Raw genomic sequence first — 22,988 nt, 5'->3', positions numbered from 1 at the left:
GATTATACTTATAACATTCGAGGTTGGTTAAAGACTATTAATAATCCTTCTAGTCTGGGTAATGATTTATTTGCTTTTAAGCTTAATTACAATACTCAGGATCACGGTGCGACAACACTCTTTAATGGTAATATTTCAGAAACAGAGTGGCGAACAGCTAATAGCGATAACTCGTTGAAATGGTATACCTATGGTTATGATGCCTTAAACCGGATTACCTACGCCACAGATAATCTGAACCGATACGCTTTAAGCAGCACAACAAAACCTGTTAGCTATGATAAGAACGGAAATATTACCTCGCTTTTACGCAAAGGTCATAAAGTTACAAATCCTTTGGCCAGCAATAACGGTCATTTTGGTACTATAGATGATCTTACCTATGTTTACGACTCAGGTAACAAACTCCTAAAAGTAACAGATGCAATAAGTTTGTCGAGTACAGTAAAAGGCCAGTTTAATGATGGGAATACAAGCGGGAATGATTACACCTATGATGCGAACGGCAACCTGATTAAAGATCTGAACAAAGGAATAAGCAGTATAAGTTACAATCACCTAAATTTACCAGATGCTGTAAATGTAACAGCAAACAAAGGTGATGGGACCGGTACTATTTCGTATATTTATGATGCGACAGGAATAAAATTGGAGAAATCAGTTCCAGGTGAAGTCACACAATATGCAGGTAATTACACCTATAAAAAAGTTAATAATACCACAACGCTGGAGTTCTTTAACCAGTCAGAGGGTTACGTTGAGAAAGCGGGTAGTAGGTATAAATATGTTTACCAGTACAAAGACCACTTAGGGAATGTCAGGTTGTCCTATCAGGATAAGAACGGGGACGGAGATATTGATGTAACCACTAATATCAACACTAATGAAATAGTTGAAGAAAAGAACTATTATCCCTTTGGACTTGAGCATAAAGGGTACAATAATGGGCAATCAACCGAGTTTAATTATAAGCAGTTCCAAGGACAGGAATTCACAAATGACCTAGGTTTAAACTGGCACGAGTGGAAATATAGAATTAGTGATCCTGCAATTGGTAGATTTATATCTGTTGACCCATTGGCAGAGGGTTATGTTTACAATGGTGTTTATAATTTTGCTGAAAATAGGGTTATAGATGGAAATGAACTAGAAGGTCTTGAATGGGAAAATTTTATGTCAAAATTCAAAGACCCCAAGGATTTAAAGGTAAAGAGACCATCGAGTAATGCTCAAAGACAATCTTACAAGGTAAATACATCAAATAATTCCAAAACATTTAAAGAGGTTAAAAGCATATTTCTAAATAATCCACAAGATTTATTAACAAACTCTAAGGCCGAATTCAATTCTCCTGTTGACGGGAATGGTAATGAAACTAGTTTCCAGGAAGGGAGCTTTATTGAAATTGATATTGATGGACCATCTAATAATGCCTATGTAAAAGTTGAAAATATAACAGATACTGAAAATAATGTATCTGCCTCATTTGTTACAATGGAAGGGCATATTGAGAAAGGTGAAATCTCATTTTCTATTAAAGTAAATGAAGATGGAACAATGTCTTTTAGTATTGAAAGTAAGTCCGAAGTTGATCAAGGAATAGCAAGAACATTTGCAGAAAATTTTTCTCGAACTGAGCAGAAGGAATCGTGGAAAGAAGTTTTAAATAATTTTGTTGAAATAACGGGTGGAGAAGAAAAAGATAAAAATATTAATGTAGATAATTAAAAAATAAATATGAACTTTTATATTTTTTCATTAGTAATACCGCTTATAATTTATGGAGTATTTTTATTTTTACAAAAATTACAAAAGGGCAAAAGCTTTCTCTGGTTGAGAGGACTTCTAAGAGCTTTGCCATACCTTTTCTTATATTTGTTTTTAATTTATTACGCTGATAAAGAGGGTTTTGTAGATTCTGGGTGGGCGTTCTATACTTTGATTTTTTTTTTACCATTAATTTCAATCATAGCTGTTATACTACACTTTATTTTAAAAAAAAGATATAAAAATTAATATGAATCTCAATCTCAATTAAAAAACTATCTTAAATAGTTATCTTTTTTGAAGACGTACCTTTTTCACAATAAATAAATTACCGAAGTTTCGTTAGCGGTAAAGCAAGCTTTATATTGTTCCAAGCTTGTTACTACCCCCCCCTAGCGCTCGACTGTGTCGGGTGCCGTACAAGATAATAGGACAAAAAAGTATATTATAAAAGTGTAGCTTTTTGTATTTTAGGTCTGTGAGCAGAAAGTATAAGTTTCATAATAAGAGAGGTCTATATTTTGTAAGTTTTGCTACGGTGTATTGGATAGATGTGTTCACGAGAGAAGTTTACTTTAGTGTACTAGCAGATAGTGTTGATTATTGCAGAGCAAAAAAAAGTATGGAGCTGTATTGCTATTGTTTTATGCCAAGTAACGCTTGTCCTGAGCTATGTCAAAGGGTCATTTTAGATTGAGGTCTGCTGATGAGCAACCTATCGAGCTTATCAGAGATTTTAAAAAGTATACATAAAAAAAAGTAATGGAAGCTATTGAGGGTAATCCACAAGAAAGTCATAAAGAATGGTTATAGTGGTTGTTCAAACGTGCAGGCAAAAATAAAGGAAATACTCAAGCGCAAGAAATTTTCAAGATGATCATACAATATTGAAAATACATAATACGGGACTTTTTGGATGAAAAATGGAGTACAATTCTGCGACTCAGAGAGAGCAACTGTACAGATATTCTTTGCTAAATTAAAATAGTGTTCTCTCAATTCATAAATACATACCTATAAAACTTGCTTAGTTGGTTAGGCTTTGCGTAAATTCGGTTTCTTAAGAAAAGCTATGTTTAAATTTAAAATAAATCAAGTTGTATTTTTGGGACTCTTGATTTCGGTATTAGTTATATCCTGCACCACCTATGAGCGTATTTTGGCTACGCCCCAAGCTGCACCCGTGGAGTTGGGAATGATAGGGGATTTGGATGCCACGGTAACAACTAAAGAATTCCAAACCATAGGGATTCCTCAGTTGAATCAAAAAATACGGCTTACTCCAGTTTTTAGAACCTTTAATGCAATGGATTTTAAGGCATATAAAAAACTTAAAGGGCAACAATCATTAGGGTTTACAGTTAATTATGTCGATAGTTTACCAGTTAAACCGCAATATATACGCTTAAAAATTCAGGATCAAATAGCAGTGTTAGATGAGTTGAATGCCACAAGGAATGAAAATTTAAAAAATCAAATTTTAACCAATACCAGTGCTGATGTTGTCACGCAGGTAGATTGGGTACTTTCTGAAACTTTTATAAATCAAATGAAAGCAGCAGACGCCATATTTTTAAGTCAAAATACTAACGGAATTCCATTAATTGTAATCAGTAAAAATGATCAGGTTTCTGAAATACGATTTTCAGAAGGGCTCGTCTTATCGTATGAAGTTTCCCAGTTCTGCTGGGGATTAAATAAACGGAATGAACCCGAACTTATGGCTATATCGAAACCCGGTGAGAGTTGCAATGGTGATTTAAAACGTAACGGAAATAGATTGAAAAAAAGTAAGAACTTATTTAATTATTAAGATGCGTAACTATTTAGTACTAGTATTACTTTTAATAAGCATCGTTTCTTGTGAGGATATCATTAGTGTTACTGATATTTCTCAAGATCGGGTTGTAGTTTTGGCTCCCCAAAACGATACACAGGTTACCACGAGTAGTGTTAATTTTAGCTGGGAGCCTGTTGATTTTGCTAATGCGTATACCATTCAGGTAAGTTCGCCAGATTTTGAAACTGCCAGTCAAATTCTACTGGATACCACTTTGATTGAAGTAGATTCACTTGCAAATAGTCGCTATATGCTAAATACTACGTTGAATCCGGGAAATTACTCTTGGCGTATAAAAGCATCAAACAGTGGATATGCGACAGCATACAGTACGCAAAAATTTAGCGTTTCAGAAAATGCGTCACTGATTGGTCAAAGGGTTGAGCTGTTAAGCCCAGAGGATAATCAAGTTTTTACTTCGACGACTATAAACTTTAGTTGGGAGTCTATAAATGCAGCAACACTGTATCGATTTGAGCTGACCAATAGTGATACAGATGTAGTTATAGTATCAGAAACCTTTTCTACTTCAAACACTCAATATACTTTTGAGGAGTCGGCTACTTATACATGGAAAGTTCGTGCTGAGAACGATAGGGAGCTTACCGAATATACAGAAAGAACTGTAGAAATTGATCTGGAATAAATGGGAAAGAATAAGCTTAAAACCTATGCATTATCGGTAGTTGTAGTGACTATCTGGGGTGTTATAGGTTATCAGATTTATTCGGCATTAAATCCTTCTGAAGAAGAACTGGGAGTGCCACAAGTTCCGTTGTCGTTCAATACCGAAACCGTGACAGAGCGAGACACCTTCAGTATTCAAAATAACTATAGAGATCCTTTTTTAGGAAAGTTGCCTGATAACAAGCAACCAGTGCGAACTGTTCAAACACAACGCCCTGCCAAAACTGAAGATACTGTTGTTTTTCCCAATATAAAATACAAAGGTATGGTACAGAACGCTGAAGGAGGAGAAACCGTTTTCGCAATTTCCATAAATGGAATCGAGTCTATATTGGGTGCTGGTCAATCGTATCAGGATGTTCAGCTTATTAGCGGTAAACCGCAGGAAATCCTAATCAGTTTTAAAGGCAAACGCAAAACACTCCGTAAATAATGCATCTGTGGGGCTTACATAAGGTTAAAGCCGGAGCTTTGCAGTTTACTTTATTTATTGGAGTTCTGGTAATTTTAATTCTGGGGTCTTTCGTCTTGTTGAGTTATACGCATCAACGGTTTAAAGATCAAAGTGATTTATTACAGGAGACGATACAACTTGCTGATCAAGGAGTTATTTATGCTTTAAATTCGAAAAGACCACTTAATTCTGAATTTAGCGCCATTGAATATCCCAACCTCAAAAGCTTTCAAGAAATTGCTATAGTATCTCAAAGTTGGGGCATATATGAGTTGGTCAAAAGCAGAGCAGTAAGCAAAAACTACCAATTTGAACGCTATGCGTTAATTGGTGGAAAAAAAGCAATCGAAAACCGACAGGCTTTATTTTTAGCCAATACCTATGCGCCTTTAGTAGTAGTAGGATCTTCACAAATAACAGGAAATGCACAACTTTCAGAATACGGCTTAAAACCCGGAAATATGGGGAGCGCATACTTTAAAGGTTCGCGCCTTATAGACGGAACAATTAGTACACATACACGTGAAGAATTACCTGAATTCCCAGAGTTTTTTCAAAATAACGTAGCGAGTTTATTTAAAATATATCCTAGAAATGATGAGGTTATAAATTATAATAGAAAATCAATTTACAATTCTTTTAAAGCCGAAACGAAATGGGTTTTTGAATCTCAAAACCTACTACTTCAAGATAGTATATTGGGCAATGTGATTATTAAGTCTGAAAAACAAATTACAGTTGGATCAGAAGCCTATTTAAGTAATGTTATTTTGATTGCTCCAGAGATTGCTATTGAGTCTGGCGTTAATGGAAATTTCCAGGCTTTTGCAACTGAAAAAATTATAGTAGGTTCTAAAGTTAAACTGAAGTACCCGAGCGCATTGGTTCTTCAAGTAGGGAAACGTTCTTTGCAAAATCCGGGATCTATAGCGAATCAGCAAGAAGTGAATACGATAAATATAGGTTCGAATTCAATGATTAAAGGGAGTCTTGTTTTTTTAGGAAACGAACCCAATATCAATTACGAGCCTGAACTATTTATAGATACAGGATCAGAGTTGTTCGGTGATATTTATTGCGAGCAAAATTTCGAACTCAAAGGGAGTGTTTTTGGTTCGGTCTATACAAAAGCATTTATCGCGCGTGATTTTGGTTCAGTGTATCGAAATCACCTGTATAATGGAATAATCAATGTTGGAAATTTGACTCAGGAGTTTGTGGGCTTGCCTGTTCAAAACACTCAAAAAGGGATTGCAAAATGGGTGTATTAAAAAAAATAAAGGGATCAACATTGGTAGAGACGATTGTTGCTACCGTTTTGATTTTGATTATTTTTATGATATCCAGTTTGATTATCAATTCTATTTTTAGAAACAACTTGACAAACAATACAGCTGGTATTGAGACGCATTTGACCCTTTTAGAATATAAATTACAGCTTGGTCAAGTTACTTTGCCTTATTTTGAAAACTATGCAGATTGGGAAGTTTCAATTGAGAAATCATCGCGAACAGCTGATGATATGCTATTGATGCGTGCGCAAAAGGCCAATTCAGATAAGGAAATTGAGAAATACATTTTGAATGAAAACTAAACTTAAAATTAATGCTTTTACTTTAAGTGAAATGCTTGTCGTTCTTGCGTTGACGGCAATTGTTGTGGGTTTGGCTTTTACGATTTTAAATTTGGTAACGAAGCAAGTTCAACTTGTCTCTACAAATTATAATGAGCGTTCTGAAATAGATAAATTAGAAATGGCGCTTTGGATAGATTTCAATTCCTTTGAGACAATACATATCGATCTTGAAAATCAAACGCTTGTTTTTAATCGTTTAAAATCTAAAATGATATACCAATTTAGAAATGAGTTTACATTACGTAATAAAGATACCTTACCGAAGCTAGATACCTTAAAAACATTTTACCTTGGAAAACAAGTACAATCCGGCTTATTAGATGCGATCGAGCTTCAGATAGGTAAACGACAGCTCTTTGTTTACAAACGCAGTGATGCCTCAAACTATCTAAATGACTAAGTATGGGGATTAAAATTGAGCAGAGGCAATCACCAAACAGGAATATTGGTTCTGAAAAGAAAGAATCTATTTTTAAAAAAGATATTATAGTCTTTTCAAAACCTTTTGGCTCAAAAAAAAAAGAAGCCTTTTATGTAGAACTAAGCCTCTTACTTAAAGCAGGAGTACGTTTAAAAAATGGTTTGAATCTTCTGGCAGATGCTCAAAAAAAGAAATACGATAAAAACTTACTTCTAACGCTTGTTACAGAAATCGATCAGGGTAAAGATTTTTCTGAAGCCGTAAGAGAGCGAAAAGAATTTTCTGAATATGAATATTACTCTTTAAAAATAGGGGAAACAACAGGAACACTTGATCAGGTAACTGAAGCATTGGGGGAGTATTACATTCGTCGTAATGAGCAACGCCGTAATTTGATAAGTGCATTAACTTACCCGATAATCGTACTGAGTGTAGCTACACTATCCGTGATTTTTATGCTGCGATTTATTGTACCCATGTTTCAGGATATTTTTAAGCAAAATAATGTGCAGTTACCTGCCATAACGCAATTTATAGTGCGTGTTTCTAATGCAATAGGAGACTATGGTTTGATAACCGTTCTAATACTTGCAGCTATTGTATTGAGCCGAAAACTTTATGTCAAAAAACCGTGGTATCGTAAAACACGTGATCAAGTTATATTAAGAGTCCCTTACATTGGCAATTTTGTGCGCAAGACCTATCTCGCTCAATTTACTCAAGCGATTTCCTTATTGGTAAGTGCCAAAGTTCCGGTATTACGCAGTCTCGGTCTTGTGAAAAAGATGATACTTTTTTACCCCATAGAAGATGCATTGGGCAGGGTGGAAGAGCAAATCTTAAAAGGTAAAAGTCTTAGTGAGAGTATGAGTCGGGAATCTATTTTTGACCAAAAAATGATTTCGCTCATTCAAGTTTCTGAAGAAACCAATCAAACCGATTTTATATTTAAGCGATTGAACGAACTCTACAATCAACAGGTTACCCAGCAGGCTAAAATTTTCTCTACTGCTTTAGAACCTATTATCATTATGATTGTTGCGGTTATAGTTGGGGTTATATTAATAGCAATGTATTTACCCATGTTTGGATTGAGTGAGGTGATTGGCTAATGATTAGTAGTCGGTTTTTATAAAAACAGAGAAGTAATTATTGATTACTTCATTAAGATTTTGGTTCTTTGAAAACAAAGACTTTTCTATGTATTCAAAGAACTATTCCTTTCTAATAATTCTATTTTGCTGTGCTTTCAAGTTTACAGCATTTTCACAAAATACTTTTCCGTCTTCTGGTAATGTGGGGATAGGTACAACCTCACCATCTAGTAGGTTGGATATAGTTGAAACTAATTCAGGAAATCTCACAATCCCATTAATTTTAAAAAATGCAAAAAATGCAGAAAATACCGGCGTGGGTATTGGCCTTTTTACTGATGGAGGTTATAGAGGAGGCTTAATTTACCTTAATAGAGATTTAACTTCAGGACCGAGACATTCTTTACGATTTTCAGTTAGTGGAGCTCCATCTGGAGGCGTTGATGCTTTAGTTATAAAAGATAACGGTAATATTGGCATCGGTACAACAAATCCTCAATCTTCTCTAGATATCATTAGAGATTCAGGAAATGAGACAATCGCCACTTTTAGAACGCCAGAAGGAACTATTAATATTGCAGCAGCAGGTCCTTCAACAGAGAATCCAAATTATGGAAATTATATTTCTTCAAGAAATGTACATATGAATGCTTATGAAAATTTGGGTTTGAAAACTGCTGCAGGAATCCCTCAATTACTAGTAAAAACTAATGGATCAGTAGGTATAGGCACAGCAGAAACTGGAAACCATAAACTAGCTGTTGAAGGTTCTATAGGAGCTCGAGAAGTAAAAGTACAAGCAAACGGTTGGTCAGATTTTGTTTTCGAGAGTGATTATGAGTTGCCCACTTTAGAAGAAGTAAATTCTTTTATTCAAAAAAATGGTCATTTAAAAGATATTCCCAGCGCAGCTGAAGTCGAAAAAAATGGCGTGCTACTAGGAGAAATAAATGCAAAATTGCTTCAAAAGATTGAAGAGTTGACCCTGTATATTATTGATCAAAATGAAAAGATAAATGTACTCAATGATAAAGTAGAAAATTTAATCCTAGAAAAAAAGTAGTTTAAAGAATATTTGCAGCACCTTTTTTAAAATTCCTTAAGCTAAGCAATTACTTATATGGGAATCTAATAATTTTTCACAAAATAAAATTTAGTATGAAAAAAGAAACTTTAATTCTAATTCTTGCTGTCATTAGTCTAAGTATGAGTGCGCAAGATTATGTTCCCAAAACTGGGGGCACCTTCGAAGGAGCTATTACTGTAAATGGAAATTTAAGAGCGGGTACTGGCGATTGGGGTGCATTAATTTTGAATGGAAAAGATGACAATGACTGGTTGTTTAATGCTCATAACTCTAATAATTCGTTTCATTTAAGAACAATGGATGCTCAAGGTGGTTGGTCTAATTATATACTTTCAATTAGTAGATCTTCTGGAAATGTTGGCATCGGAACACAAAATCCTGGATCTTGGAAGCTTGCAATTAATGGTAAAATACGTGCTAAAGAAATAAAAGTTGAAACAAATTGGGCTGATTTTGTATTTGAAGATCATTACCGTTTACCTACTTTGAAAGAGGTGGAGCAGTATATTGAGCATAATGGTCATTTAAAAGATATACCGAGTGCTGTAGACGTTAAGGAGAATGGTATTTTCCTGGGAGAAATGGATGCAAAATTACTTCAAAAGATTGAGGAGTTGACGCTTTATATAATCGAACAGAATAAGAGAATAGACAAATTACAAAAGCAAGTAGATAACCTAGATGGTTTAAAGTCTAATTAATTCAATTTTATAAAGTTATGAAAGTAGGTGTGATTTTTATTTTTCTGTTTTTATGTTCAAATATTATTGCACAAACGCAATCCATTCAGCCTAATCTAAGTAACCCAGCATTGGAACTTGGGAGAAATAATGGTTACCCCACTATTAAAGCTCTTGCTTCTGGATCTGGAAATATTGTTATGGACGCTTACAGTGACGGAGATGCGATATACTTAAATCATTATATTTCAGCTAATACATTACTTTCTACTGGTGGTGGTAATGTTGGTATAGGAACAACGATTCCTAGAGCTAGTCTTCATTTGTTGTCAAATGCTATACAAGTAAATAGTACACGTCAATACGATTCCAACTTAATAATAGAAGCAACATCAACCTCAAGGTCTACTTCAGAGGGAGCGGCTATTGGTTTTGTTGTTCCTGCAGCACAGAATGGTGGTAACCCTTGGCAGCAAGGCCGTATACTGGTAACTCCTGATAACACATCAAATAGTAATGCTCATGGAAGAATGTATCTACAAACACGCTATAATGAAGGAGGAGTCTGGCAGTGGAGAGATAATTTAGTTTTAAAGTCTAATGGTAATGTTGGAGTTGGTACTTCAATTCCTGATGAAAAACTTACTGTAAAAGGTAAAATTCACTCAGAAGAAGTACGTGTTGATTTAGCAGTGCCAGCACCTGATTATGTTTTTGAAAAGGAGTATGATCTAAGAGGTCTTGATGAACTTGAAACTTATATAGAAGCAAATAAGCATTTGCCCGAGATCCCATCTGCAAATGATTTTAAAGATAAAGGTATCTTGGTTGGTGATATGAATATGTTATTATTGAAAAAAGTAGAAGAATTAACATTATACATCATTTCACAGCATAAGGAAATTCAACAATTAAAGCGTGAAGTGCGGAATTCTGCCAATCAAAGCGACAAATAAGTCGCTTTTCATAAAAACCGACTACTAACTTTTGGTTAAAACTCATATACTACATTTATTTGTTAAAAATAAATGTAGTATATGAGTTTTTTTAAGTCCATCTTTATCGGCTGTTTTATAGCTTTCTTTTGTGGTAGTTCAACAGTTTTTTCTCAAAATACCTTCCCTTCTTCTGGAGATGTGGGTATAGGTACAAATTCTCCCAGTACTAAGTTGCACGTCGTAAAGCTTGATACTGGTATTAAGACTCAATATGGTACTTTACTTATTGAAGATCAGGATGCATTAATAGATTTAGTCTCTAATTCTTCTGATAGATGGGGTTCAGCAATAAATTTTATTGAAGGGGGGAGTAGCTCATCTAATACAGATGTATGGTCTATAGCTAGGCAAACAACTAATGGAACAGGAGATTCCTCGTTAAGATTTAATTTTGGTTCTAATAATTCTCATATAAATAATTCGAAAATTGTTTTTACCTCAACAGGTCGTGTAGGAATTGGTACTCTTTTGCCAGATTCTAAGTTAGCCGTTAATGGGACGATTCATTCTAAAGAGGTTAAAGTAGATCTTAATAGTTGGCCAGATTATGTGTTTAAATCTGATTATAACTTGCCTTCTCTTCAAGATGTGAAACAATTCATTCTTAATAATGGTCATTTAAAGGACATCCCTAATGAGTTAGAGGTTGAAAAAGAAGGTGTTCTACTTGGAAAAATGAACGCGAAATTACTTCAAAAGATAGAGGAGTTGACCCTATACCTTATTGCGCAAAATGAAGAACTGATTTCGCTCAAAAAGGAAGTGGTGGAATTGAAGATGATTGTAGAAAATAAATAATATCATTATGAGAATTAAAAAATACTATTTATTGCTATCAGGTCTATTTTTTCTAAATGTATCTATAGCTCAAAAGGCTGTTTACATAAGAGGTACTGGTAATTATGACAACAGTAAAACTAGAATTGTTAAAGTAGATGGAAATGTAATTTTTAATAATGTACCTGCGGCGTACAATAGCATTTCTTCTCGTGGACTTGCATTGACTATTCTTGATGCAGAAACATATCAGCACATTTCATCAATAAACTATGATACTTACGGAAGTTCTTCAGAGTCAAATGTATTAGCACAAGCTTTGAACAATATCTCTAAAGGTCAAATTGGTATACTCAGTTCGCGAGATGCTTGGGAATCTCAAGTAACTTCTGAATTGAGAATAGCAGCAGAGCGTTTAGGCTTATTTAAGCTATCTAAAAGTCACGGACATCGTAATCCGTATGCAGCAATTTTTAAAGGTGCAAATAATGGCTTTAATAATTCGATGGTTATTGAAGTTTTACAACCAGCAAATGCACAAGCTAATTTTGCCACAATATCAACTATGCTAATAGAAGATTCTTTCATAGCTAATGATATAAGAAGTGTGCTTCTAAAGGCAGATGGAAATAAAAATGAAGTAGGATTAGCTCTAGACTACTTAGGTAATGTAGGTATAGGATTAGATAATCCGGACGAAAAGCTAACCGTTAAAGGCAACATTCACAGTCAGGAAGTTCGGGTGGATCTAGCTGGTGTTATTGCCCCAGACTATGTATTTGAAAAGAATTACGATTTAATTTCTATTTCTGAAGTTGAAAAATTTATCAATTTAGAAGGTCATCTACCTAAAATTCCCTCAGCAGAAGAACTAGAGCAAGAAGGATTAAACTTAAAAGAGATGAATTTAAAGCTATTGGAAAAAATAGAAGAGCTAACACTTTATATCATTGAACAGGAGAAACGATTAACTTCTCTAGAAGGTCTATTTAAAAATAAATAAAATTATGAGGACTAATAGATTGGAATTCTATGTATTATGGATACTGTTTTTGATGGTTGGGGTAGCTTGTTATTCTCAGGATCAAAATGCAACTGGACATATAACACTCTTAAATAATAAATTTATTCGTGGCTTTCGTGAAGATGGTAATAACCTTTCTAATTTAATAGGATTTGAAAATTCTGGTCAAATACTTGCAATATCTCAATACTCTACAGTTCCTTCAGAAGTAAGGATTTACACACCTATGGATGTTGGTCAAGGGATAAGTATTTTTTCAGATAAACTAATTGCATTTTTTAAGAATAATGGCAATGTAGGTATTGGTTTGAGAAATCCGGACGAAAAGCTAACGGTTAAAGGCAACATCCATAGTCAGGAAGTTCGGGTGGATCTAGCTGGTGTTATAGCCCCAGACTATGTATTTAAAAAAGACTACGATTTAATTCCAATTGCTGAAGTAGAACAATTTATAGATAAAGAAGGGCATCTGCCTAGAATTCCCTCAGCAGAAGAACTAGAGCGAGACGGACTAAACTTAAAAGAGATGAATTTAAAGCTTTTGGAGAAAATAGAAGAGCTCACGCTTTATATCATTGAACAGAACAAAGAATTGAAGAGCGTGAATCAAAGACTTAATAAGTTAGAGCATACAAATGAATAAACTTCTAACAATAGCAAGCGTTTTAATATTCTTAAGCTTAAATAAGCTAAATGCCCAGAATAATGAATTTCCAAATAGTGGAGACACTAAAATCTTTCAGAATGCTACTGGTTTTAGGGCTTATGATGTTATCAATAGAAATAATCATACTGTTTCAAGATTAGAGGCTACAACTGATGGGAGTGGTCAATTATGGTTGAAAGATGAGAGCGGAAATTATAAAGTAATAATTAAGAGTCATTCCAGTATTCCTTCAGCGATTTCAGGGGAATTAATACTTGGTGATTTTTCTTCGATTAGTAAAAATAGAAAGCTTTTTGTATACGGTACAGCGGAGTTTACGGGGAAGCTTTATGGGCAGTCGGATGTAGAAATCAAGCAAGATGTCTCAGGATATCGAGCTTTTGATGTTTTAAACAGAAATAACAAAATAGTATCCCGTTTGGAAGCCACTACTGATGCAAGTGGACAGATGTGGCTCAAAAACCAGAACGGAGATTTAAAAGTACGACTTCAAAGTAACGCCTCAAGACCTTCATTTATAGCAGGCGAATTTGTAGTGGGGAGTGCGGCTAGTACTTTAAGAAATAAGCAGTTTTATGTAGAGGGTGATTCTTGGCTTAACGGTAGACTTGATGTAAATGGGAATCTGCGAACTAAGGAAGTTAAAGTTGAGATTTTTAATGGTCCTGATTATGTTTTTGAGTCTGATTATAAGCTAAGAGAGCTTATAGAAGTAGAGCAGTATTTAAAAAAATATAAACATCTTCCAGAGGTCCCCTCAGCTAAAGAAATGGAAAATGATGGAATTGAGGTTGGCAAAATGAATATGCTTTTGTTAAAGAAGATAGAGGAGTTAACCTTATATCAAATTGAACTTTTAAAACGTATTGAAAAACTAGAAAATACTACCAAATGAGAAAAATAACATTCATTGTTTTATTTCTTTTAATGGCAATTCAAACAAATGCTCAGTTTGATCAATACGGAAGAATTTCTATACAAGAAGCGAAAACGAATGACGGAACTTCACCAGGAATCATTTCTTACGGTACTAGTGGTGATGATTTTTTATACGACGGTCAATATTTAAACCATTATGGTTTTGGTTTTCATGGATATCAGGATGGATCTACTGGTTATTTAGAACCACGCAATGCATATATTTCTGGGCATTTTGGAATAGATCTTTTTACAGGAGGTACTAATCGATTGCGAATACACCGTACAGGTGGAGTTTCTATAGGTACAGCCATTAGACAACCTGGTTATCTTTTGAGCGTAAACGGTAAAATTAAAGCAAAAGAAGTAAAAGTCTCTATAGTAGAATGGGCTGATTTTGTATTTCAAACTGATTATAAGCTACCAAGACTTCAGGATGTTGAACTATTTATAGCACAAAACGGCCACCTTAGAGGTGTCCCCTCAGCTAAGACAGTTAAAGAAGAAAGTGTCAATTTGGGTGAGATGGATTCTAAATTACTTCAAAAAATAGAGGAATTAACCCTTTATGTTATTCAGCAAGGCAAACAGATTACTGAGCTACAGGGAGAGAATATAAACCTTAACAAGCGATTAGAGCAACTTGAAAAATAATTGGATATGACTAAAAAAGGACTAATTTCAATAGCATTATTAGGCATTAAATTTTCCGTATTTGGGCAGTGGATAGATTCAGGAACTGTTCTAAATACTCAAGATGCAGTTGTTACATCTTCTTCAATAACTACTTCAGGTGAATTAATTATACGGGATTCAAATTTAGGGCAAAACCATGATAAGGTACAGTTTTATAGAGACGATTCGATTAATGATAAAGCTCACCTCAAACTTCAATTGGCAGATGAATTAACAGCGACTTTTGAAGTAGGTTACAATCGCTATCAAGATGGTATTTGGGTTCCATATTTTTCACTCAACAATGGGAGTCTAGGAATTGCCACTTCAACACCTGATGAAAAATTAACGGTAAATGGAAAAATTCACTCGAAAGAAGTTCGTGTTGACCTGTCTGTGCCAGCACCCGACTATGTTCTTGAAAAGGACTACAGTCTGAAACCACTTGATGAGGTTGAAAATTATATAATAGCCAATAAGCACTTACCTGAAATTCCTTCCGCAAATGATTTTGAAAGGGAGGGTATTTCAGTTGGTGAAATGAATATGCTGCTTTTGAAAAAAATTGAAGAGCTTACTTTGCATTTAATAAGTCAAAATAAAAAGGTAGAAAATCTCAATCAGCAAAATAAAGATCTTATAGAGAACTTAAAGAAATCAAGAATCTTCTCAAATAATTAGATAATGAATAAGCTATACATCTTTTTATTAATTGGCTTTTTTTCAAACGCATATACTCAGGAATTAGAATGGAATGTAGATAATACACATCTAACTCCTGGAGAGCGGGTGGTTGCAGTTATAGATGCCGGTCAAATAGGTAATTATGATGCTGCAAGCATAGTAGGTACTGTGATTGATAATTCGGGTAACTGGGGATATACGTATGCTAAAAGAGCAATTTTTAAGGTGTTTGTCAATTTTACGCATAACACACAGGGCATCATTCAGGAAACACCTACCCCAAATATTGTTTTGAGATTACGTAGAATAAGCAATTCAGTAGTGCATCTTACTGCAAATATGCCTTATTTGCATAAAGGAGCTCGGGTTATTTTTAGAAAGGTTGAGGGGGTTGTAAATGTCAGTATGGGAGATCCTGAATTAATAAATAATTCAGGCGAGCTTCTTTTAAATGAACCAGATTACGAGTCTTTTTATATGTCCGATAATGGTTTGGGAAATGTGGGGATAGGAACTCAAAGTCCAGATGAGAAACTCACAGTAAAAGGGAATATCCATGCAGAAGAAGTACGCGTAGATTTGTCGGTTCCCGCACCAGACTATGTTTTTGAAAAGGACTATGATTTAAAAACTCTTGATGAAGTTGAAAATTATATTATAGCCAATAAGCACTTACCTGAAATTCCTTCTGCAAATGATTTTGAGAGGGATGGTATACCTACAGGGGAAATGAATATGCTGCTTTTAAAAAAGGTTGAAGAATTGACCCTTTATATTTTAAATCAAAACAAACGCATTCAACTTCTTGAAAATGAATCGAAAAAGGCGAATTAAAATTTTTCTAATAGAGGTAATGAGGTCGTTAGTTTTGTTGTGGATTGTTTTTCCTATCAGTTTAAATGCTCAAATACTTACATCTGAAGTAAAAGTAGAACAGACTAATAATCTTACTACAATTAATGGTAAAACAATTATCAAAGGAACTGCTTCCAGCAACGGTCTTAAGATAGGAGGGAAGTACATTTTAGAAGAAGGAAGAAACTATTCAGGTATTGATTTAGATTTAGTAAATGCAGATTATAATGCTATACGAGGTTATCGCGATCAAACCAATATAGGAACTATTCATTTCTTTGACACCTCTTGGAGGTCAGGCAGCCCTTCTTTTTCAGCCGGCTCTCTCAACCTTTGGGGGACTACAGCGGTAACGATAGGTCAATGGGATGATCCTGCAGCTTATTTTAGAAGGTCAGATGGATATGTCGGGATAGGAACAGTGTCACCTAGTGAAAAACTTACAGTGGAGGGAATTTCATCTTTAAAAGGAATTAAAATTCCCAATAAAGTCGCCTTGAATTCAGGACATCATGAATCGGCTATTGAATTGGGTATTGAAGTAGGAAACTGGAATGCGATAAGAGGATATCAAGGAGATATAAATATAGGTACTATTCACTTCTTTGATGATTCTTGGGGCGGAGGAGCGCCCATTAATTCCGCAGGATCAATTAATTTAAAGGGTAGCAAGGCCGTAACCATTGGGTTGTGGAATAACCCTAGTATTTATGTTAGACATGAAGATGGTTTCGTAGGTGTAGGTACCGTAAACCCTACAGAACGCTTACACGTTAACGGAAATATACGTGCTACTGCGCCCGTATGGTCTGATTTTGTTTTTGAAAAATCTTAAAACCTTCCAAATCTTGAAGAAGTTGAAAGCTTCATAGTATCAAATGGCCATTTAAAAGAAATACCTTCAGCTAATGAAGTGATAGAGAATGGAATAAATTTAGGGGAGATGGATGCAAAGTTGCTTCAGAAAATTGAAGAGTTGACCCTTTATACTATACAGCAACATAAGCAAATTAAAAGCCAACAGGATCTATTAGAGTTGCAAGCTGAACAAATTGAAAAAATGGCTAATGAACTTGTGAGTGTCCGTAAGCAGCTCAATAAATTATCAAATGAATAGAACATTACCATCAATCAAAAACTCAATGAACTGCAATTCCTTTTTAGTTATAACTCTATTAGTATATAGTACACTTTTTTACGGACAGTCCAATACTTTACCAGTAAACGGAAAAATAGGAATTGGCACCTTGAGTCCGCAAGGAACGGCATTAAATGTCGTCGGTACTGGAACTATAGGTCCTTCTGAAAATTTAAATAATTCTTGGGCTTTAGTTGGTACTCCCAATTTAGGAATTGGAATAGATAATAATCAAATTACCCAAGCCGGTGATCAATTGTATCTTGAGGCTAAGGATGGAGAAATACGTTTTAAAACAAAAACCATTGATCGCGGTGTTATTGATGTGTCAGGTAGTTTTGGGTTTGGCACAATTACTCCAGTCGGAAAAGTGGAGATAAGAAATACGGGTACGTTAGCAGGTAGTTGGCAACCAGATAAAAGTTTTTTAAATATTAATGATGGAGTAAATACATTGTTAATTGATCCTAATGAGATCTACGGGTCTACTACACTTCATTTTGGTTCAGTTGGTAGTGGTGATATAGCTGTCTTTAGAACACTTAAATCAAACTCTGCGGTTGATGTTATGACCATCAAGGGTAATGGTAAAGTAGGTATCGGGACTAAAACTACCGGTTCTCATAAATTGGCGGTGGAAGGTTCTATAGGGGCCAGAGAAATAAAAGTTGAGATAGCATCTTGGCCAGATTATGTTTTTAAAGATTCTTATAATTTGATTCCTTTAAATCAGCTGGAAAAATTCGTATCAGAAAATGGACATTTACCAGATGTTCCAAAAGAACAAAAAGCAAAATCTGAAGGTATTAATCTTGGTGAAATGAATGCGATACTTTTAAAAAAGATAGAGGAATTGACTTTATATTTAATCGAAGAGCACAAAACGAATAGGGCTTTGTCAAAGCGAATAGAAACTTTAGAAAAAATCATAAAATGAGGTTAGCGATAATTTTTATGCTAGTCCCTGTATTGGGGATGGCTCAATGGAATCAGGACGGAGATAACACCTCTACAGGCAACCTGAGGATAGGATCTTCCACTAATGATAATATTCAGAGTTAACCATCTTAGGCCCAAATAAACCACTGGGAAGCGGAAGCGCACGGGATATTACATTTCATTTTGCAGCAGCTGGGGAATCTATTATAAAATCGTACAGAGGCGGTTCTTGGGATACCTATATTCAGTTTTTAACAATGCCATATACAGGAGGTGAGCCTAATGTAAGATTACATATTGCCGGTGATGGGAGAGTGGGTATAGGAACCACAAATCCTGACGAAAAACTAACCGTAAAAGGAAAAATCCATACTCAGGAGGTTAGAGTTGATCTCAATGGTGCAGTTGCACCAGATTATGTTTTTAAAAAAGAATATAATCTAAAAAGTTTAGAAGAGGTTAAAAAGTACATCTCCAATACCGGTCATCTTCCTAATATTCCTTCAGCAGAAGAAATGGATGAAAATGGTATAAACCTAAAAGAGATGAATTTAAAACTTCTAGAAAAAATTGAAGAATTGACACTTTATTTTATGGAGGAACATACTTCAAATATAGAACTCAGGAAGCGGATCGAGATTTTAGAATCCAAATAGGCTTTTTTAATTGAAATAAAAGGTTAGGGGTTAATTGTATTGTAATCAGAATTTTATCATTTATTTTATAATGTTTGGTTCTCGGATTTTATGAATTCCGACTTTTAATTTTAGTTTTTTTTAAGAATTGTTCTTTGTTTTGGAAAAGAATAATAATGAATATAAAGAACTGGTAATTTTTGATATAAGCTCTTTTTATGGTAACTGGTATAAATATTATTACTTTTTTGAAATAACAAATGAGAACCATTTTTTTTAAAAATTAATCTAAGATAATTTACCTATTAAAATTAGTAGGCATAAAAATTAAAATAAATATGGTAAGAAAATCAAAAGGATTTTATTTTATAATTTTTGCATTATGCACCAGTATAACCTTTAGCCAAGACTACAACAAGTCGATTTTATCCCCTGAGGCATCAGCATTACTAAAAGTAAACGCCAGTAGTGTAGATTTATTTACAGGAGCTTCCAATATATCAATTCCTATTGAATCTTATTTGGTTGATAATTATGATGTGAACTTAGCATTAGTTTACAGTTCATCGGGTATACAGGTTTCTCAGGCATCAACAGATGTCGGGTTGGGTTGGTATTTATCTGCGGGGGGGAGTATTGTGAGAAAAAGGAAAGATGTAGCAGATGAGGATTTACAATACCCACCTAGTGGAGATGGATTATTTATTAATTTATATAAATATGGCCAGCTTTTATCATTTGACGCTTATCCGGAGTTAAACCCTCTTCATCGCTCAGATTATCAATTTGGAGCAATTCAGGATGTTAATTTATTCGATTTTGAAAATGACTCAAGATGGAACACTGATTATCTTTCTTTCTTTGATACTTATAAAGATTTTTTTGTTGCAACAGGAGCCGGTTATAATGCTTTAGTTCAAAATAGAGATACGGAACCTGATATCTTTGAATTCAATTTTAATGGTAAATCAGGAAAATTTGTATTTGAGAACAATAATGGTACCATTTCTATACATCAGATTCCTTGGATGGGCTTTAAGATAGATTACAATGTCGTTCGTGACAGTGAATCACCTGCTAGCAATCCTCACTTTCTCATTGCTAGTTTTGTCATAACGGATACAGATAATACACAATATTTTTTTGAACAACCTGAAACATCGTATTCTATGTACAGTACTAAAGATGTGGGTATCAAAAATCAAAATCAGCCTGATGATGAATTTGGGCCATATTATGATTGGGATGTGTTGTGGCAAGGGATATTTCATGATAAATATAATAGTTCGTGGAAATTAACTAAAGTTGTTACACCCAATCAACAAGTTATCAACTATAAATACGAGGAGGAATATGTTAAGAGCAATTATACTCCATTGCAATTAATGAGCGATCATCACAAAAATTTTTATGATGAAGATGGTGCATTTAAATCTGCATATTATACAGAATCAGGAATATATACAAAAAAGTTATCTGAAATATCATCAGATGGTTTTAAAATTAAATTCAATAGAGGTTCAGATAATTCAACAGGAATCAATCCTTTAGAAGAGATTGTTTTTTTAGATAAGTACAATTCTATAAAGAAAAGAATAGGCTTTGAATATGGTTTACATACCTCAGAAGGAATTAATTCAGTAAGTGCTGATAAAAAGCATCAATACAGACGTTTGATATTGAAAGAATTAAAGGACTATTCAATTAATTCAGACACTTATAATTCTCATAAATTTTATTACAAGTTAAAGGATTTTGGAGGTAGTTTCAATCATAAACTACCAAATAGTAACTCTCCTGCCGTTGACTTGTGGGGTTATTACAATGGAGCCAATCAAAATACCCATTTTGTACCAAAAATGTATGTTTATCCAGATTATGGGGATCTAGCAAATGATCGTTTTCAAGTCGAAGAATTGACCAATTACAATGGTAGAAAATTCATTTTTAATGGAGCTGATAGAGAACCAAATTCAAATTATATGGATTATGGGATGTTGAATAAAATTGAATATCCAACAGGGGGAAGTACTTTATATGAATATGAACCCAATGAATATATATATCTAAACGAAACTTTTTTGGGACCTGGGCTTAGAACGAAAAAAATTACATTAAAAGAGGGCGGAGAGGAATATGTTACTACATATGACTATAACGACATATCGGAAAATACTAGTGGACGCGTCATAGCAAAACCGGTAATGGGGAAAAATATTTACGATTCTCCCGTCGCTTACCCAAATGATATTACATATTATGAAAAAACACTAGGTAGGTTTAGTGATTCAAAAGTAGAGTTGACCACTACAGACAATCGTATTATAGGCTATAATAGGGTTAGTGAAATTAAACAGGGGCTAGGTAAAACAGTAAGTATTTTTTCTATCAATGGTGAACTGGGGAAAAATGATGTACCCTTTAATAATGAGGAATACGTTTGGGATCAATATGGAGATTGTTATAAAACTGACCCTTTAACAGGGTATTGTGATGGTTTCTTTGAGTATCCTAAAGTGTTTAATCTTTCATACGGAACAGCTAGAGATTATTTATCCGTTTTAGACCTTAACCCACCTAAAGCCAATACTTTTCCTTTTGCACCAGCACCGAATTATGACTGGAATAGAGGTCTATTGCTTTCTAAAGAAGTGTTTGATGAAAGCAATCAAAAATTAAAAAAAATCGAGAGGAATTATGAGAATTACGTCCCTGGCGAAAAAACACCTTTAATGTCTCCGCATAGGGTTTATGGCTTAAAAATAGGAACATTGAGTTTAGGCAGGCCTAACATAGGTGTACTTTATAGTATTTTTGGTGCATCTGGAGTAACATTTAGAGCTGCCAAATACAGTACCCTCACAGATATTGTGAAGGTTTTATCTTCAGAAATAGAATATTCTTATTTTCCTGAATCTTATGCATTGGTAAATAAAACTGATTATGAATATGGTAGTGAAATTCATCCGCTACCTACTAAGATACGTTCTAGTGTAGGCAACGGAAAACATATTGTTACCACATATAAATATTCCTTAGATTTTGATTTAAATTTTCAAATTGGGACCGAACTTAAAATAATGCAGGATAAAAATATCCTTAAGCCAATTGAGACAACTCGTTATTCTGAAGATGCTTTAGGTAATCAAAAATTACTTAGCTCTGAGGTTATTGACTATGGAAATTTTAATGGTAAAATCTTACCTAAATATCTTTATGAGCTCCCAAAAATTAGTAACCCAAATAATGACTTCATCCCCTCATATATAGATCCTGCTCAGAGATATTTAGTTATTGATTCGAAGTACTCAAAAAAGATTAATATCAAGAGATATGATTACAAAGGTAACGTACAAGAGGTCGAGGATGATAAGAATAAAGTTACTACCAGTTACCTTTGGGGTTATAGCGATAAATACCCAATAGCAAAAATACAGAATGCTAGTTATGCTGAAGTTCAATCGATTATGAATGAGTTAGAAGTGGAGTACGATTACATTCCAATCAGTACAAACGAAGAGTACTCTCAATATCTGAAGATTTTATTTAAAGACTTAAGAAGTAGTTTACCCAATGCAATGGTCACTACCTACACCTATGATCCATTAAAAGGCATTACAAGTATGACCGATCCACGGGGTCAGGAGATGACCTATGAGTATGATGATTTCAATAGGCTCAAGACGGTTTTGGATGATGAGATGAAGTTATTACAGGAGTATAAGTATTACTATAAAAACCAATAAAAAGATGAAACAGTTTTACTTAAGTTTAATCGTATTATGTATTGGTTTTTTTGGCTTCGGCCAGAAATATTATCCTCAATCAGGTAATACCTATGTTGTAGCAAGTGGTAGTTCCTCTAATCTTACAGATCCGGTAAGCCTTACTTTAGGTCCGAATACCCATATACAAAGTGGCGCAACTTTTACAGCTAAAATAGTTCCTGAAGCAGCTGTTGTATTTCCAAGCTATTCTAACATAACCTTGAGTGATCAGAATTATGTTTTTA

25 protein-coding genes are annotated in these 22,988 nt (G+C 34.3%); all 25 read left to right on the top strand.

The genetic code is table 11. The annotated features are described in order from the left end of the window. Window positions 1-1,728 (top strand): DUF1990 family protein (locus DSM03_RS18655; RefSeq protein WP_128763476.1); only part of this gene is annotated, 1,728 nt, incomplete at its 5' end. Between the two features lie 1,111 nt (window positions 1,729-2,839). After that, entirely contained in the window at window positions 2,840-3,580 is a 741-nt protein-coding gene (locus DSM03_RS18645) for a hypothetical protein (protein WP_128763475.1), read from the top strand. A 1-nt stretch (window position 3,581) separates the two neighbouring features. Next, entirely contained in the window at window positions 3,582-4,253 is a 672-nt protein-coding gene (locus DSM03_RS18640; RefSeq protein ID WP_128763474.1) for a hypothetical protein, read from the top strand. Continuing rightward, window positions 4,254-4,727 (top strand): hypothetical protein, encoded by a 474-nt coding sequence (locus tag DSM03_RS18635; protein WP_128763473.1) that lies wholly within the window; start codon window positions 4,254-4,256, stop codon window positions 4,725-4,727. Beyond that, on the top strand, window positions 4,727-6,019 hold the full coding sequence (locus DSM03_RS18630; protein ID WP_128763472.1) for a hypothetical protein: 1,293 nt from the start codon (window positions 4,727-4,729) through the stop codon (window positions 6,017-6,019). The genes DSM03_RS18635 and DSM03_RS18630 overlap by 1 nt, the downstream gene beginning before the upstream one ends. After that, entirely contained in the window at window positions 6,007-6,342 is a 336-nt protein-coding gene (locus tag DSM03_RS18625; RefSeq protein ID WP_128763471.1) for a hypothetical protein, read from the top strand. The genes DSM03_RS18630 and DSM03_RS18625 overlap by 13 nt, the downstream gene beginning before the upstream one ends. Beyond that, complete coding sequence (locus DSM03_RS18620; RefSeq protein WP_128763470.1) at window positions 6,332-6,784, top strand: PulJ/GspJ family protein; 453 nt, start codon at window positions 6,332-6,334, stop codon at window positions 6,782-6,784. The genes DSM03_RS18625 and DSM03_RS18620 overlap by 11 nt, the downstream gene beginning before the upstream one ends. 2 nt (window positions 6,785-6,786) lie before the next feature. Next, entirely contained in the window at window positions 6,787-7,917 is a 1,131-nt protein-coding gene (locus DSM03_RS18615; RefSeq protein ID WP_128763469.1) for a type II secretion system F family protein, read from the top strand. 88 nt (window positions 7,918-8,005) lie between these two features. Next, a complete protein-coding gene (locus DSM03_RS18610; protein WP_128763468.1) occupies window positions 8,006-8,962 on the top strand; it encodes a hypothetical protein in 957 nt (318 codons plus the stop codon). Between the two features lie 95 nt (window positions 8,963-9,057). Then, complete coding sequence (locus DSM03_RS18605) at window positions 9,058-9,687, top strand: hypothetical protein (protein WP_128763467.1); 630 nt, start codon at window positions 9,058-9,060, stop codon at window positions 9,685-9,687. Window positions 9,688-9,704: 17 nt separating this feature from the next. Further along, a complete protein-coding gene (locus tag DSM03_RS18600) occupies window positions 9,705-10,622 on the top strand; it encodes a tail fiber protein (RefSeq protein ID WP_128763466.1) in 918 nt (305 codons plus the stop codon). An 81-nt stretch (window positions 10,623-10,703) separates the two neighbouring features. Next, a complete protein-coding gene (locus tag DSM03_RS18595; protein ID WP_128763465.1) occupies window positions 10,704-11,462 on the top strand; it encodes a hypothetical protein in 759 nt (252 codons plus the stop codon). 7 nt (window positions 11,463-11,469) lie between these two features. Next, on the top strand, window positions 11,470-12,444 hold the full coding sequence (locus tag DSM03_RS18590; protein WP_128763464.1) for an interleukin-like EMT inducer domain-containing protein: 975 nt from the start codon (window positions 11,470-11,472) through the stop codon (window positions 12,442-12,444). Between the two features lie 4 nt (window positions 12,445-12,448). Next, complete coding sequence (locus tag DSM03_RS18585; RefSeq protein ID WP_128763463.1) at window positions 12,449-13,108, top strand: tail fiber protein; 660 nt, start codon at window positions 12,449-12,451, stop codon at window positions 13,106-13,108. Continuing rightward, window positions 13,101-14,027 carry a hypothetical protein gene (locus DSM03_RS18580; RefSeq protein ID WP_128763462.1) on the top strand — a complete coding sequence of 309 codons (927 nt, stop codon included), beginning with the start codon at window positions 13,101-13,103 and terminating at the stop codon, window positions 14,025-14,027. Before DSM03_RS18585 ends, DSM03_RS18580 begins: the two co-directional genes overlap by 8 nt. After that, on the top strand, window positions 14,024-14,704 hold the full coding sequence (locus DSM03_RS18575; RefSeq protein ID WP_128763461.1) for a hypothetical protein: 681 nt from the start codon (window positions 14,024-14,026) through the stop codon (window positions 14,702-14,704). The genes DSM03_RS18580 and DSM03_RS18575 overlap by 4 nt, the downstream gene beginning before the upstream one ends. A 6-nt stretch (window positions 14,705-14,710) precedes the next feature. Beyond that, the gene (locus tag DSM03_RS18570) at window positions 14,711-15,406 is read left to right on the top strand and encodes a hypothetical protein (protein ID WP_128763460.1); all 696 of its coding nucleotides are present in this window, start codon (window positions 14,711-14,713) and stop codon (window positions 15,404-15,406) included. A gap of 3 nt (window positions 15,407-15,409) precedes the next feature. Then, a complete protein-coding gene (locus tag DSM03_RS18565) occupies window positions 15,410-16,243 on the top strand; it encodes a tail fiber protein (protein ID WP_128763459.1) in 834 nt (277 codons plus the stop codon). 19 nt (window positions 16,244-16,262) lie between these two features. Beyond that, window positions 16,263-17,099, top strand: coding sequence for a hypothetical protein (locus DSM03_RS18560; RefSeq protein WP_128763458.1), 837 nt, complete (start codon window positions 16,263-16,265; stop codon window positions 17,097-17,099). 108 nt (window positions 17,100-17,207) lie between these two features. Next, a complete protein-coding gene (locus DSM03_RS19010) occupies window positions 17,208-17,381 on the top strand; it encodes a hypothetical protein (RefSeq protein ID WP_161568074.1) in 174 nt (57 codons plus the stop codon). Then, the gene (locus DSM03_RS18555) at window positions 17,374-18,339 is read left to right on the top strand and encodes a hypothetical protein (RefSeq protein WP_128763457.1); all 966 of its coding nucleotides are present in this window, start codon (window positions 17,374-17,376) and stop codon (window positions 18,337-18,339) included. Before DSM03_RS19010 ends, DSM03_RS18555 begins: the two co-directional genes overlap by 8 nt. Next, complete coding sequence (locus DSM03_RS19250) at window positions 18,336-18,464, top strand: hypothetical protein (protein WP_262707744.1); 129 nt, start codon at window positions 18,336-18,338, stop codon at window positions 18,462-18,464. The genes DSM03_RS18555 and DSM03_RS19250 overlap by 4 nt, the downstream gene beginning before the upstream one ends. A 134-nt stretch (window positions 18,465-18,598) precedes the next feature. Next, on the top strand, window positions 18,599-18,997 hold the full coding sequence (locus DSM03_RS18550) for a tail fiber protein (protein ID WP_128763456.1): 399 nt from the start codon (window positions 18,599-18,601) through the stop codon (window positions 18,995-18,997). A gap of 317 nt (window positions 18,998-19,314) precedes the next feature. Further along, a complete protein-coding gene (locus DSM03_RS18545; RefSeq protein ID WP_128763455.1) occupies window positions 19,315-22,722 on the top strand; it encodes an RHS repeat domain-containing protein in 3,408 nt (1,135 codons plus the stop codon). A gap of 4 nt (window positions 22,723-22,726) precedes the next feature. After that, the coding region (locus DSM03_RS18540; RefSeq protein WP_161568073.1) for a hypothetical protein at window positions 22,727-22,988 on the top strand (262 nt) is incomplete at its 3' end.

Source organism: Leeuwenhoekiella aestuarii (genome assembly GCF_004104055.1).
Taxonomy (GTDB): Bacteria; Bacteroidota; Bacteroidia; order Flavobacteriales; family Flavobacteriaceae; genus Leeuwenhoekiella; species Leeuwenhoekiella aestuarii.
This window is presented reverse-complemented; position numbering and strand designations above follow the sequence as displayed.

Bases quoted from the DNA above. Each gene is read 5' to 3' on its own strand.
- DSM03_RS18645 (WP_128763475.1), top strand. From the start codon at position 2,840: ATGTTTAAATTTAAAATAAATCAAGTTGTATTTTTGGGACTCTTGATT.
- DSM03_RS18640 (WP_128763474.1), top strand. From the start codon at position 3,582: ATGCGTAACTATTTAGTACTAGTATTACTTTTAATAAGCATCGTTTCT.
- DSM03_RS18635 (WP_128763473.1), top strand. From the start codon at position 4,254: ATGGGAAAGAATAAGCTTAAAACCTATGCATTATCGGTAGTTGTAGTG.
- DSM03_RS18630 (WP_128763472.1), top strand. From the start codon at position 4,727: ATGCATCTGTGGGGCTTACATAAGGTTAAAGCCGGAGCTTTGCAGTTT.
- DSM03_RS18625 (WP_128763471.1), top strand. From the start codon at position 6,007: ATGGGTGTATTAAAAAAAATAAAGGGATCAACATTGGTAGAGACGATT.
- DSM03_RS18620 (WP_128763470.1), top strand. From the start codon at position 6,332: ATGAAAACTAAACTTAAAATTAATGCTTTTACTTTAAGTGAAATGCTT.
- DSM03_RS18615 (WP_128763469.1), top strand. From the start codon at position 6,787: ATGGGGATTAAAATTGAGCAGAGGCAATCACCAAACAGGAATATTGGT.
- DSM03_RS18610 (WP_128763468.1), top strand. From the start codon at position 8,006: ATGTATTCAAAGAACTATTCCTTTCTAATAATTCTATTTTGCTGTGCT.
- DSM03_RS18605 (WP_128763467.1), top strand. From the start codon at position 9,058: ATGAAAAAAGAAACTTTAATTCTAATTCTTGCTGTCATTAGTCTAAGT.
- DSM03_RS18600 (WP_128763466.1), top strand. From the start codon at position 9,705: ATGAAAGTAGGTGTGATTTTTATTTTTCTGTTTTTATGTTCAAATATT.
- DSM03_RS18595 (WP_128763465.1), top strand. From the start codon at position 10,704: ATGAGTTTTTTTAAGTCCATCTTTATCGGCTGTTTTATAGCTTTCTTT.
- DSM03_RS18590 (WP_128763464.1), top strand. From the start codon at position 11,470: ATGAGAATTAAAAAATACTATTTATTGCTATCAGGTCTATTTTTTCTA.
- DSM03_RS18585 (WP_128763463.1), top strand. From the start codon at position 12,449: ATGAGGACTAATAGATTGGAATTCTATGTATTATGGATACTGTTTTTG.
- DSM03_RS18580 (WP_128763462.1), top strand. From the start codon at position 13,101: ATGAATAAACTTCTAACAATAGCAAGCGTTTTAATATTCTTAAGCTTA.
- DSM03_RS18575 (WP_128763461.1), top strand. From the start codon at position 14,024: ATGAGAAAAATAACATTCATTGTTTTATTTCTTTTAATGGCAATTCAA.
- DSM03_RS18570 (WP_128763460.1), top strand. From the start codon at position 14,711: ATGACTAAAAAAGGACTAATTTCAATAGCATTATTAGGCATTAAATTT.
- DSM03_RS18565 (WP_128763459.1), top strand. From the start codon at position 15,410: ATGAATAAGCTATACATCTTTTTATTAATTGGCTTTTTTTCAAACGCA.
- DSM03_RS18560 (WP_128763458.1), top strand. From the start codon at position 16,263: ATGAGGTCGTTAGTTTTGTTGTGGATTGTTTTTCCTATCAGTTTAAAT.
- DSM03_RS19010 (WP_161568074.1), top strand. From the start codon at position 17,208: ATGGATGCAAAGTTGCTTCAGAAAATTGAAGAGTTGACCCTTTATACT.
- DSM03_RS18555 (WP_128763457.1), top strand. From the start codon at position 17,374: ATGAATAGAACATTACCATCAATCAAAAACTCAATGAACTGCAATTCC.
- DSM03_RS19250 (WP_262707744.1), top strand. From the start codon at position 18,336: ATGAGGTTAGCGATAATTTTTATGCTAGTCCCTGTATTGGGGATGGCT.
- DSM03_RS18550 (WP_128763456.1), top strand. From the start codon at position 18,599: ATGCCATATACAGGAGGTGAGCCTAATGTAAGATTACATATTGCCGGT.
- DSM03_RS18545 (WP_128763455.1), top strand. From the start codon at position 19,315: ATGGTAAGAAAATCAAAAGGATTTTATTTTATAATTTTTGCATTATGC.